The sequence below is a fragment of the Pseudomonas sp. P1.8 genome (genome assembly GCF_001269805.1).
Taxonomy (GTDB): domain Bacteria; phylum Pseudomonadota; class Gammaproteobacteria; order Pseudomonadales; family Pseudomonadaceae; genus Aquipseudomonas.
In genome coordinates, this window is sequence record NZ_LHVM01000007.1 from 58,689 (window position 1) to 72,616 (window position 13,928).

Annotated in this window: 5 protein-coding genes; 3 read left to right on the forward strand and 2 right to left on the reverse strand. The window is 55.2% G+C overall.

Annotation, left to right across the window (positions count from 1 at the left end; translation table 11 throughout):
• The first annotated feature begins 59 nt into the window (after window positions 1-59).
• The 3 genes from AD668_RS04150 (at window position 60) to AD668_RS04160 (ending at window position 11,462) form a co-directional block, all read left to right on the forward strand.
• Window positions 60-3,665, forward strand: a complete 3,606-nt coding sequence (locus AD668_RS04150; RefSeq protein ID WP_053155004.1) for a Tc toxin subunit A — start codon at window positions 60-62, stop codon at window positions 3,663-3,665.
• A 9-nt stretch (window positions 3,666-3,674) separates the two neighbouring features.
• Complete coding sequence (locus AD668_RS04155; protein ID WP_053155006.1) at window positions 3,675-8,531, forward strand: neuraminidase-like domain-containing protein; 4,857 nt, start codon at window positions 3,675-3,677, stop codon at window positions 8,529-8,531.
• Window positions 8,532-8,681: 150 nt separating this feature from the next.
• Window positions 8,682-11,462, forward strand: coding sequence for an RHS repeat domain-containing protein (locus tag AD668_RS04160; RefSeq protein ID WP_082344419.1), 2,781 nt, complete (start codon window positions 8,682-8,684; stop codon window positions 11,460-11,462).
• A gap of 160 nt (window positions 11,463-11,622) precedes the next feature.
• Here AD668_RS04160 and AD668_RS04165 read toward each other — a convergent pair whose 3' ends face one another.
• Both AD668_RS04165 and AD668_RS04170 read right to left on the reverse strand, forming a co-directional pair.
• The gene (locus AD668_RS04165; protein ID WP_053155010.1) at window positions 11,623-13,074 is read right to left on the reverse strand and encodes a mannose-1-phosphate guanylyltransferase/mannose-6-phosphate isomerase; all 1,452 of its coding nucleotides are present in this window, start codon (window positions 13,072-13,074) and stop codon (window positions 11,623-11,625) included.
• Window positions 13,075-13,271: 197 nt separating this feature from the next.
• Complete coding sequence (locus AD668_RS04170) at window positions 13,272-13,928, reverse strand: alginate O-acetyltransferase AlgF (RefSeq protein WP_053155012.1); 657 nt, start codon at window positions 13,926-13,928, stop codon at window positions 13,272-13,274.

Here is a 13,928-nt window from a genome sequence, read left to right on the forward strand (position 1 = left end):
TTTGATCCTGCAGGGCAGCCCATCCACGCCCGATCCTTTTTGGCAGGAGAATTTTTTTCATGGATACGACCGGTGAAACCAGATCGCTGCTCAATGCACTCGTCAAGGTTGACGGCTCGTTGAAAAGAGGACGGGTCGATTTCGAGACGGCCATGCAAAAAATGGGCTTCAGCTCGGTGTTTGACATCGTTCGTTTGCCCAAACCGGCATTCACCCGAAAGCTCGCAAAATTCAGTGACGCCAATGCCGACCTGGCCTATGACAACGCCATGAGCTACGCGGCCCTGATCGCACGGCTGTACCGTGAGTACCAGACTTCATCCGGCCGATTTCAGTCACTGGCCGAACGTACCGGTGTGCGTGCCCTGACACCGTCAGGGCCGACGTTCCAGAACCTGTTCAACGAAAAATGGGACGAGTTCTGCAAGGTCGGAGCTTTGGCAGCCGTTGATTCACCTGTGGCCTATTTGAGTGCGTTACGGGTGTTCATACAACAACTGGAGGCCACCAGCGGCGATGCCAAACGCATCCTGCTGGATGAGCGTCGGCCCGACCTTAAAGGCCTGCTGATCACCCGTGAAAGTACACTCACGCCAAGGCCGATGCTGGAGATTGTCAACGGTGTGCTAAGTAGCCAGTTGCGCGCCTACCTGGAGGGCAATCAGGCGGACAAATCCAAGTCCATTCACCAGGTACTGACCGAACGTCGTTATCCGTTCGAGTTGCCGTATAACTTCTACCATCAGCAATGCCAACTGGGTTTGTCCGAGAAAAAACCGTGGCTGGGGGAGTTGAATTACCGGGCAAGTCTCTTATTGCCAATTGTTCAGGCTGGCAAGAATGATTACGGGAAAGTGCAGCAACCCGTTGTTCAGGCGCAACGCTGGTTGACGGGGTTGAGTCCACAGCAGCAAAAACTCCTGACCGAGGCATTCCCCTATAGCGATTTCTATCTTGATCGTAATGATTTGACCGATTTGACCAACGGTTGGCAAGGCCCGGGTAGCTGTCAACTCCGCCCTCACTCTCCAATGAAGGCAGGTTATTTGTTGCCATTGGCTCAAGTGGATATCGGTACTGCAAATCCCACCGCGCATGAGCTGCTCGCTGCTGAGCCGGGCTCAAACAGTGTGCCCATGACCTTTCAAGAGGCAGGGCCAACAGTAACGTTGGCACTAAGCGCCGACGAGGTGGCGGACCCCGTGCCACTGAAACTGAGCTCCGGGGCGCCTACCAATATCAACAAATATTTCCTGAACTCACTTCACAATAATTCAGCGGCAACCATTTGCACGCGCCTCGTTGCCGAGGCTGCGCTTCCCGGTCCTGTTGAGGGCGGTTCCCGCGTCAGCTTTGATCTGCATCTTGTGACCGGAGAGGTGGGCAGCCCGATCAAGCTGATCAAACGACGTTTCACGCTCACGCTCGACGAGCATTACCAGCCAACGGAAGCCGAAAAGAACCACTTTGCACAGGTCTATGGTGTTGGCATTTCAGACGCGGCGCCCACTTTTCTGACCGACCTGAATGAATTTATGAAGTGTACCGGCCTGCATGCAGAGCAAGTCGAAATGTTGTTGTCGCGTCGCACTCATGCCGTGCGCCTGTCGCCCAACTGCCCGAGCAAAAACAGGCAAAGTGCCGAGGGTGTAGTGCCATTCCCTCACGCGAACCATTTCGGCGCGTGCTACGTCAATGGGACCGGTTCCGGCCTTTACGACAGTGTTGTTCCGGCCACTGCCGATTCAATTGTTCGGGATAAATTCGACAACGCCATGGACCTGGTGCAAGTCGAACTGGGCGACAGCAAACACTGGCGCATTTGCAAATCCTCACTCAATCGCTTCGACCGTCTGCAACGCATGATCCGCCTGCAGCGCTGGACCGGCATCCCTTTCGCCAGGCTCGATACGTTGATCATCAGTGCCATCCGCGCTGAAGGTGAGGAAAACCTGGGGATGGACATCAACGAAAACACCCTGCGCGCACTGGGTGTGTATCGCTACCTAAACCACCATCATGGCATCGACGCTCTAGAGTTCGCCGCGTTGATGCACGATGTCAGCCCCTTTGCCACCGGCAAGAGTGAGGTCCCGTTGTTCGATCAGGTTTTCAATCGGGTAAAACTGTTCGACACGCCACTGGTCCTTGATCAGACAGCCCTCGACTTCGACGGCACGGACGCCGTCAACCAAAAAACAATCCTGCAGTTGTGCGCGGGTCTCGGGCTGCAACCGACCGATGACTCCTTTCAGTTGATCGCACGGCAGACGAAACTGTGCATCGTTGCACCCAAGCGTGACCTGGCCACCGTCTCATCACTGTTTCGCCAGGCGCGGATTGCCCGGCTGTTCGGTTGTTCGGTCGCTGAACTGCTGACTCTGGCGAACTTGCTGGGCGGCCAAGCCTACAAAACTGCGATGGCCACGGGGCGACTAAGCCCTCGGACAACGTCCGAAGTCCCGGATATCCTCGATGTGTTGATGCAACTGGACTGGGCGTTCGAATGGCTCAAGGACAGCCAGCAGAGCGTCGCGCAATTGCAGGAGCGATTGGGGCCTGATATCCCTTTACTGCAACTAGAGACATCGCAAGACAAACCTCCAATGAATGTGGCAGAGCCTGAACCGGTGACGGACGCTGCGCGCGCACGGCTGTTCAAGCTTCACAAAGATGCCGGTCAAAGCGTGGTGACCGAGGAGCAGGTTACCGCGTTGGACCTCCCTGCCTCCGATGGCGATGGCAACCCCCTCAATTGGATGGTGTTACTGACGGAGCAGGCTTTGATTGATGACAAAGGCCTGATGCCGGGCCTTGATCGTGATCTGGAGCTGACCGACGAAGCACTTGCCTGGCTCGGTAGCGATCTTGACGAATTGCTCCTGCCTCTGAAGTTGTCAGATCCGGTCAAACAAACCTCTAAGGAAAAACTGATCTCGCTGCTGCTCGATGTCCAAGACAAGCAAACGCAGCTCTTGGAAGCACTCTTCCAGGAAACCGCAAAGCTGCCGTCGGATTGCGCCGTTGCTGTGGTTCATTGGGCGCACTCTTCGGTGTACGGCATTCTTGGCGATGCTCTCTCTTTTACCGAAAATGACTCGCTGCTGATCGAAAACTTTCAACGTGTATCACGGCATGCCGAGATCGTTTTGCAGCTGCGTTTGAGCAATCGCGCACTGCGTTTGTTTGTGATCAACCCAACCTGGTTGGGGAACTATCCCAACGTCAACAGCGAACCGGCGCTTTCGGACCTTTACCTGCTAGAGCGCTTTAGCCACTGGCTGCATGGCCAAACCCGGTCGGAAGACGCCTTGCTGAACTATTTCAGCCTTGCCAACTATCCTGCACCAAAACTCAAAAACAAGGCTCTGCGCAAGGCGGCTGCCGATACCGCCAACGGTGCGCTGTCCCGACTATTGGAGTGGCCAGAAAAAGAGATTCAGGCACTGACCGACACGCTGCAGCATAAGCGTGCCCGTTCGATGGCTGAAGTGGACTGGATACGTCGTTGCCAGGCGAGCTGCCAGGCCAGTGGACTGTCGGCCCGGTCGCTGCTGCAAGCCACGGCGCTCAATGATCAAAGCGTTCTGAATGCCTTGAAAACAGTGGGTGAAGCCGTCATGGCCGCCAGCACTGGATCTGCCTCTTCACCGGTGATTGTTTAAGGAACGAACATGACGACTGCCTTCGACGCCTCACTCAACGAATCTTTCCGGGACGCCATGCTCGCGCTGTATTTGCACGAAGCCATCCCTGAAGACCCCTACTTGATCGCCAAGGGGTTGGTTGACCATATCAAAACCCCCAGCGACCTCTATGAGTACTGGCTGCTGGATGTGCTGGTCAGCCAGAACGTACCCACCAGCCCGGTCGCTTGTGCCATCGCCAGCCTGCAACAACTGATCAACGGCCTGATGCTGAACATGGAGCCGGGATACAGCGACGATAGCCTGACCCCCGAGCAAACCAAGGCCTGGCAAAGTGGGTTGAATCGCTACCCGATCTGGGCGGCCCTACAGCAGCTGCGTTATTTTCCCGATATTTATCTCGATCCGACCTTGCGGTTGACCAAGACCAAGAGTTTCGAGCAGCTGGAAAACGACATCAATCAGGCGCAAATCCAGCCCGATACGGTGCAGGCAGCGGTATTGGCCTACCTTGCGCGCTTCGAGGAAATCGCCAACCTCAAAGTCTGCAATGGGTACATCGATGGTGAGGATTTTGCCAACAGTACCTATTACTTCATCGCCAGGTCCCCGGCAGAAAATGCCTATTACTGGCGAACGCTCGACATGAGCCAGCGGCCTGTCATCAAAGCGATGGAGGTGCCTGCCAAGTTCGACAAACCCCTGCCCAATGCCTGGACGGACTGGAAAAGAGCAAACGTACCCATTTCCGAAAAAGCCCTGGAGCACACCATTCGCCCCTGCTGGTTCAATAATCGTCTGTTCGTGATCTGGGCCGAAGTGGAGTATCAGGATCGGGATATTTTTGGCTCCGCTGCGACAGCAAACAATACCGTCAAGGCACATCCGTTGTTCCGCTTGTATGGTAGCTACAAAAAATACGACGACAGTTGGAGCACGCCAAAGGTCTATATCGAAAACTATTGTCAGACTGAGACCCTGGTTGCCAAAACACCTGAAGAAATCGAGCAGGAAACAGAGACGATAGCGGTCTATGACAACTCGACGTCCCCCGAGTCGATGGTATTGATGGTTTACTCCAACTATCAACCGGATGTCTCGGACACTACAGGTGGTAAGGATAAATACGACTTTCTCAGGACTGTGAGGATCGATAAAAACCATAATGTGATGACGCTCTTTCCGTCGAATGGCGTTGTGCCAAATGTAAAAAAAGTCTCTGCAGCTTCGGAGGATAATGATGGCGAACAAGCGCATGTGTTGTTAATAGGGCATATATTTGCCAATCCGGATGAAAAAGTAAGCCGTTTCCAATATTGGCTCCCTTCGGCTATTCCTGAGTTTGGCAGTGTCAGCCCTTCTAGTCCGAAAGTTGAGAAAAACACTTGGAACTTCAACGATTGGCAATCGAAAATCAAGGATAGCTTGAAAGATATCGATATTGTTTATGACAAGACCCGCTCCAATATCGAGTTAACGGCAAGGTTGAGCGAGGGATTTAACGAGGACCAGACGACTGTCGTTAAAATCTACGATAGAGGGAGCCCTAAAACTGAACTCTTTAAACTGACTCTAGTGTTCAATGAGTCCAGTTTTCACGACAGCCGGTACACCTTGCTTGAAGGCTCAACCATTGAGCCTGTGGGCACCGACTGGCTGAATCAGCAAAATGCCACCTATATGTTCACGACGAACAAAGGTTGGAAAAACCTCATTATAGAGAGCGGGACGAGTGATGACACTTTCCGAGTGCCCGCTACATCACTAGGAGGCTCTGCCTCACTCAGCGGTAAACGCCTGTATAAACATATGCTGGAAGACATAATCGATTCGCCAGTCAATTATCTTACTGAATGCAGACGTTATGCCGGCGGTTGGCAGAGTTTGTTTCTACACAACAAAGTGAACGGTGTGCATTCGGGGGCTTACGGTTACCAGCTATTCATCGCGCATCCCAATGATGTGATATCTACAGAGCCCCCCACAGTATTTGACGAAATGCGCCAGCTTCATACGTCAAGCATCGTCACTAGCCTTGGGAAGGATTCTACCCTCCGGTATTCATTTTCAATTGACCAGACAACCCATCAAGCTGAGGGATGGCCAGTGGATTGGCCTGCGAAATTGGAGGATGTGAAAATTCCTCTTGTTTACGGCGTGTTGATCTATGAACGACATGTGTCTATTTGGCCGCCCTTCGTAAGCTGGACGTTGAAAGGAGGAGCACTCAAGGCTTTGAGCATTGGTTGGGGACAGATCGTCGCCGCAGACATACAAGTTGCGCCAGGTATCAACCGCCTGGAGGATTCCTCCTCAGGGGACAGCCCGTCGCTGGGCAAGGCGCAGTTCATGGACTTCAGGGGTTCAAGCATCGAAAAGAGCGACGGTAACGCCGAGGTGAATCGTGCGCCCATCCGGATGAACACCACGTTCGCCCGGCATCTGATCGATCTTGCCGAATCCGGAATGGACTCATTGCTGAGTTGGGATACCCAGCATATGAAGGAACCGCCGATCCCCAATGACGAAGGTTCCGAGCCAATGGATTTTGCAGGCGGCTACTACCTTTATTTCCTCGAACTGTTCCTGTACTTGCCATGGCTGGTGGCTTACCGCTTGAACGAAGAACAACAGTACGAGGAGGCCAAGCGCTGGTTGGCGTTCCTCTTCGATCCTTCGCGTCAAAGCAACGCCTCTGGCCATCCCGGTTACTGGCAGGCGGTGCCGCTGGAGGAGGCCGTCTGGCCAGGTCAGCCAGACCCGAGCCAAGCGATTCTGTATCCGGACGATCCACACCAGATTGCCCTGAGTTTTCCGGTGCACTTTCGCAAAGCGCTGTATGGACTTTACATCGACATCGAGAGCAATCAGGCCGACGCGGCCTATCGTGAACTGACACCGGACGGGCTGGCGGAAGCCAAGCTGCGTTATGTTCATGTCCTGGATTTGCTGGGTCGACGGCCGGATGTCCGGCAAGTCGATGACTGGACGCCTATCAACCTGCAAACGCTGAGTACCGCGAAGAACATGGAACTGCGCGAGTTCGAGCAAGGGTTGATGGCAGCACAACAGGATCAGCGGCAAAACCCTCCGTTGCGTATCGGCAAAACGCCTGTCTCGGACGTCGCTCCGCTGTTGTGTCTGCGGCCCTATGGGAATGACTCGTCGTTGTCGAGCGTCGATAATCCTTACTTGCGCCGTCCATTCAATCCCGAGTTGATTAAACGCTGGGAGCGGGCCGAGAGTCGGTTGTATAACCTCAGGCACAACCTTGATATGGCGGGAAATGCCTTGAACCTGCCGCTGTTCGCCGCGCGGCTGGACCCGCGTGCCTTGCTCGCGGCCATGGGGCAGGGGTTATCCGGTGCAGCGCTGAGTCGCTTGTTGAGCCCGCAGATTCCTCACTACCGTTTCAGTTTCATGTTCGCCCTTGCGCAGAATGCGGTGGAAAGCGTGATGCAGTTTGGTTCGACCCTGTTGTCGTTGATTGAACGCAAAGAACAGGCGCAGTACCTGGAACTGCAACAACAGCAAGCCTGGAATCTGGCGAAAGTGGCAGTGGATATCCAGGCCCAGGTCGGGAAGATCGATGAAGCCAACAAGAAAGCCTTGTTGGCCAGTCAAGACACTGTGCTTGGACGGGTGAGTTATTACGAAGAGTTGATGAATAACGGTGTGAGTGATGGGGAAATTACGGCTGGATCACTGCACATGACCGCACGGATAGCAGAAGTAAGTATGGGCTTGCTGGGATTCGGCGCCGAAATACTGAAACCGGTACCGAACATTGTCGGGATGGCGGTCGGTGGTCATCGTGCGGAGGGTGCCTTGATGGCCCCGATGCATTTATTGCAAGCCTCGGCAAACGCTCAGCATGGTGCAAGTGAGGCGATCTCTCTCTATGAGCAATACCGCCGCCGCGCCCAGGAGTGGGCCCAGGCCCGTGACCAGGCAAAACTTGAAGCCAGGCAAATCGAGGCGCAACTCGCCGTGTTTGAAGCGCAACACACCGCCACCCAACTGCAATTGCGCCAGGCACAAACTGCTTTGACCCAGGCCAAGGCCACCCATGACTTCCTGCTCAGCAGCGACCGCTTCAGCAAGTCCCAGACCTACAATTGGCTCAACAGCAAATTCGCCAGTTTTTACTACACCGCCTTCAGCACGGCGCAATCGTTGTGCCAGTCGGCTGAAGCCTGCTGGCAGTACGAGTTAGGTGACTTCACCCAAACCTTTATCCGTCCCGGCGCATGGAATGCTACTTACCGCGGTTTCGGGGCTGGGGAAGAGCTGAAGTTGAGCCTGCAGCAGATGTACCGCGAGTATGTGCAGAACAACAAACGCGATCTGGAGATTGTCAAAACCGTGTCCCTGAAAGACCTGAAGGCGAAAGATCCGAAGTCAACGATCAACAAAGCCTGGGTTGATATCCAGACGGATTTGCAGACCAAAGGCCGCTGCTCATTCGAACTGACGCAGAAAATGTTCGACGATGATTACGACGGGCAGAATCATTACCTGCGACGAATCAAGACCATCAGTGTGACCTTGCCTGGCCTCGTGGGGCCTTATCAGGATATCCGCGCTGTTTTGACCCAGAGTTACAGCAAGGTTGAAATGAGTGCCACGGTTGGAGAAAGCGAGAAGGAAAATCTCAGGGCGAGCCAACAGATTGCACTTTCTCGTGGGGTTGATGACAACGGTCAGTTCCAGCTCAACTTCCAGGACGAGCGCTACCTGCCGTTCGAATACACCGGGGCTGTTTCAATCTGGAGCCTGACCTTCCCTAACAACGAGGGCGATCAGGATGCCACTCTCAACTCCTTCAATGACATCATCATTCATGTTTCCTACACCGCCAGACGCAGCGGAGGCTCGCTATGAGCTAGTCAACTCCCACTGAAATCAACGTCCCTTTACCCAAGGGGTGTGGTGCATTCCAAAGCATCCGCCAGGCTCGGGGAAGGGGACACCAACGTGTGGCTCTGGAGTTGCCGCGCTGCTTTTGATTACGCGCGAGCAACGGTAAAACCCATGACCTGGTTGTTACACCCGAGTGTTCATGCCGCAACCCCGAGCGTAGCTGTCATGGACCCACGAAGTCTGGTGGTCCGCTCGGTCGCTTACTGTCGAAGAACCGGCGCTGAGTTGGCTGAAGCACGGATCAACCGTTCGATCCACGACGAGGCCGGTCGTCTGGTCGCTCAGTGTGATGCGCGACTGATCGAAGATGATTCGGCTCCCGCTAACCTGATCTCGATTTTATCCCTCTCAGGCAAGGTGGTCGGTAAAACAAGCGTCGATGCCGGGTGGCGCGTCAGCCTGATGGGTGAAGCGGACCAACATGTAAAGGGATGGGATGGCCGGGCTTACGAGAGACGGACTGAGTACGACAAACTGATCCGGCCGTTGGCGGTGTTCGAAAAAGCGGGTAACGGCGAGTTGTCGTGCACCGAGTATTTTGGTTATGGCACAGCCGACATCGCATTCGCCAAGCGTAATCAGTGCGGGCGATTGATCCGTCATGATGATCCGGCGGGTACGCAATTGTTCATCGCATTTGGATTGAACGGTGGTGTGCAGCAGCAGGCGCGGCATTTTCTGCGAGAGCTGGCAACTCCAGACTGGCCTGAGCTTTTGCCCGCTCGCGATCTACTGTGGGAGCCGGGGGCCGGGGCCATCACGCGCTCGCGCTTCAATGCGTTGGGCGAGGTCATCGAGCAGACCGATGCCAAGGAACATCGGCAGTTTTTTGGCCACACCATCGCTGGCCAGTTGCGCGAAGTTCGCTTGCAGTTGGCGGCCGACACGGCACCGAAAACTCTGCTCAGCGCCATTGCCTACAACGCTCACGGCCAGACCGAACGGGAAGTTGCCGGCAACGGCGTGGTCACCACGCTGGAATACGACGCGCAGAACGGGCGCCTGACTCGCCTGTGGGCGCAGCGTGGCAACGAAGCCCTGCAAGACCTGCGTTACGCCTACGATCCGGTGGGCAATGTGCTGAGCATCGAGGATGGCGCGCAGCCGATTCGCTATTTCGCCAACCAGCGCATCAAACCGGTCAATTGCTACGCCTACGACAGCCTGTCGCAACTGATCAAAGCCACTGGCTGGGAAGCGGGCGGTGCCAATAGAGGCCCACAGTTTTCGACTTTCGATGACCGCGCGCCCTGCGCCAATTACCGCCAGACCTATCGCTACGATACGGGCAGTAATCTGCTGGAGTTGACCCACGAAGGTGCGCAAAGTCATGGCCATCGACTGGTCGCGGCGGCGCACAGCAACCGTTGTCTGCCGGTGCTGGAAGGCGTGGAGCCGGGTGAGGACGACTTCCGCCGAGGCTTCGACTGCAACGGCAACCTGCTCAACCTGCAACCGGGGCAGGCCTTGGCATGGAACCTGCGCAACCAGTTGGGCGAAGTGCGGCCGGTGGTGCGTGATTCGGGCCTTGATGATCGCGAACATTATGTCTACGGTGCCGACGGCATGCGCCTGCGCAAAGTCCGCGAGGCCCACACCAATGCACGGACACTGATCGCTGAAGCCCGTTATCTGCCGAACCTGGAACTGCGTAACCACAGTGGCACGGGCGAAGTGTTACAGGTGATCAGCGTGCAGGCCGGGCGCAGCAGTGTGCGGGTGTTGCATTGGGACTCAGAGCCGCCGAAGGACAGCGCCAATGACCAGTATCGCTACCATCTGAATGATCATCTGGGTTCCTGCGCCCTGGAACTCGACGACGACGGTGAAGTGATCAGCCAGGAACGGTATCACCCGTTTGGCACCACCGCGTGGTTTGCCGGGCGCGGGGAGGTGGAGGCGAGTTACAGAACGGTGCGTTATTCGGGGAAGGAACGGGATGCGACGGGGCTTTATTACTATGGGTTAAGGTATTACGTACCGTGGTTGCAGCGATGGGTTAACCCGGATCCTCTGGGGGCGGTAGATGGCTTGAATTTATTCTGCTTTGTAGCAAACGCACCTCTGAGTTTTGTTGATTTGCAAGGAGGAAACAGATTTCCAGTCGAGTTGATTTCTTCGGATATCATTCGAGGTACAGTCAATGAGGGTAATTACCTTGAAGCTCTGTCCGAAGCTCGTGCTGGATCGATTTCTGATGTTCCAGTTATCAATGAGTGGGTTTTTTCACTTACATCTAAAGTTGATATGCAGTCTATGACGGTGTTTCAGAATAGGCACAACAATACCATTTACCGGGTTGGCTCAGAGGTTGAAGGAGTGGGGTTTCTGGTAAAGAAAATGCAACACCCGGAAGGCCCTCAACGTGAGGAGTTTGCTTATAAAGTTAGTGAAAGACTCGGCCTGCATCTTGTTCCACCCACTAAAGCTAAAGCGAAGTCGATGATTCAACAGGAAATTACCGGTTCAAGAAATAATACCCAGGGAAGAAAGGCATTGCCTGAAGAGGCTAGGCTGTTTTATTACTTGATCAATGAATTTGATGATAACTCTGGCAATCAGTTATGGGACCTTCACGGTAATGTATTTCTGATTGATCATGAGGCAGCATTTTCTGCGAAAAAAAATTCGACCTATAATTTATCAACGATTGATCTTACGAAAGCGTTCAATGCTGAGCGTTGGGATCAGTTCAAAGCAGTCAGCCGTCAGGACTGGAAAACGTTGATATCCGAAAAATACTCAACGTTCTCAAAGAAGGACATGAATGCGTTTTTGGATCGAATAGCAGATACAAAAATTGCGGTACAACGAGAGATTGATCGTGGTGCATTAAACTTCGGGCAAAAACGCAATTTCCTACAACGCGCACTTGGAAATAAAGTTGCTTGAGTCACGAGGGCAGCAGTTCGTTTGTTTTGGATGGAGGGGGTGATTCCCTGTTTGTCTGGGATGGCCGACCACGAGAACCAAAACCCCCACCTACCCTCCTGCTGATAGGGAGCGCAGTCGGCTGGATGGGGGCTTCTGTTCTAGCAGTATTACCAATCAATCACTGCGCGATGGTTTTCACCGACACGCCACGCTCGATCGGCGTCGAGCGACCGTAGATATCCTCAAACCGCTCGATATCGTCTTCACCCAAATAACTGCCCGACTGCACCTCAATAATCTCCAGCGGAATCTTTCCCGGGTTACGCAAGCGATGCACCGAAGCAATCGGAATGTAGGTCGACTGGTTCTCGGTCAACAGGAACACGTTTTCATCACACGTCACTTCGGCTGTGCCGCTCACGACGATCCAGTGTTCGGCGCGGTGGTGGTGCATTTGCAGCGACAGACATGCGCCCGGCTTGACCGAGATGTGCTTGACCTGGAAACGACCGCCCATGTCCACCGAGTCGTAGGAGCCCCACGGACGGTAGACCTCGCAGTGGTTCTGGGTTTCGCTGCGGCCCTGTTCGTTGAGGGTGTTGACCATCTGTTTCACGCCTTGGACCTTGTCCTTGTGGGCGATCATCATGGCGTCCTTGGTTTCGACCACGACGATGTTTTCCAGGCCGATCACCGACACCAGTTTACCGTTGCCGTGGATCATGCAGTTTTTGCTGTCCTGGATCACCACGTCGCCTTTGGTGACGTTGCCGTTGGCGTCTTTGGCATTGACTTCCCACAGCGACGACCAGCAACCGACATCGCTCCAGCCCGCGGTCAGCGGGACTACGCAGGCGCGTTGGGTTTTTTCCATCACCGAGTAGTCGATGGAGTTGTCCGGGCAGCAGGCGAAGGTGGCTTCGTCGATGGTGACGGTATCTGCGTCCTGAGCGCTGCGTTCCAGGGTCAGCAGGCAAGTGTCGTAGATGTCCGGATCGTGCTTTTTCAGCTCTTCAAGGAAACGGCTGGCGCGGAACAGGAACATGCCGCTGTTCCAGAAGTAGCCGCCGGACTGCACGTACTCGGTGGCGCGTTTCACGTCGGGTTTTTCGACGAAGTGCGAAACACGGCTGACGCCTTCAGGCAGCAGCGAATCGTTGGTCGACTTGATGTAGCCGTAACCGGTTTCCGGTTTGGTCGCCGGCACGCCGAACAGCACCATCTCGCCGTTTTCGGCCGCGACGGTGGCCAGGGCCAGGGCGCGTTGCAGGGCTTTCTGGTCTTCCAGCACGTGGTCGGCCGGCAGCACCAGCATCAGCTCGTCGCGACCTTCATTGACCAGCATCATCGCGGTCAGGGCCACGGCCGGCGCCGTGTTGCGACCGAACGGTTCCATCAGGATGCGCTGGGTTTCGAGTTTGCGCGCAGTCAGTTGCTCATTGACGATGAAACGGTGGTCCTTGTTGCAGACCACGATTGGCGTGTCCATGCCGTCGAACACCAGGCGTTCCAGGGTTTGCTGGAACAAAGTGTGCTCGCCGGTCAGGGCCAGGAACTGTTTAGGGAACTGCTTACGCGAAAGCGGCCAAAGACGCGAACCGCTACCACCTGACAAGATCACCGGAATCATGTTGTTACTCCTTGCAAATCGTTTGGTTAGAGCGACGAACGTTGTGTCGTTTCACTCTTGTTTTTGTTCCGTGTCCAAGGCTGACTCGACTCCCTTGTAGGAGCCGGCTTGCTGGCGATGGGAACCTTGAGGACGCCATCGCTGGCAAGCCAGCTCCTACAGGGGCTGTGTTTGCGGTCAGTCCTGGTAAAAATTGTTTAGCGCGTCGAGACCGGGCGTTTTACCCAGACTGGCGACAGGCTGCTGCCGTTACCGGTGACGTACAGCACTGCCGCTTCACCGCGTTCCAGGGCGACGGGTTTCACGTCGCCGACTTTCGTTGCGCCATCGTATAGCGCCAGGCTGACTTTGACCGGGTTGATTTCACGCTCGCCACGACCCTTGGGCGCAACGTTCGGGACCACGTCGGTCTTGCCGTCGGCGGTTTTCAGGGTCAGCGCCTTGTCGCTGAGGTTTTGCACACGCACCAGGGATTTCTGCTTGTTCTTGAACGGCGGCTCTTCAATCAGTTGCGGCGCGCCGCTGGCGTTGTTGACCAGGGTGTAATAGTGATCGCCGGCCAGTTTCACCGGCAGGGTCTGGCTGCCGACCTTGGCGCTGTAGTCGCCGCCCGGCATGAAGCTGAAGTCACTGCTGGCCAACGGCGCGACATCACTCAGGTTGGTGCTGCCGACGGTGGCGCTGACTTCGGCGTTACTGGCGTTGAAGATACGCACGAAGGACGAGCCTTTCGGGGCGGTCGGGCCGTAGAGCGCGGAGTCGCCAGCGGCGAAGGCCTGCATCGAAAGCACACTCATACCAGCAACCAGTGCAAAGGTCTTGGCGAGACGACGAGGAGTAGTCGTGAAAGTCAT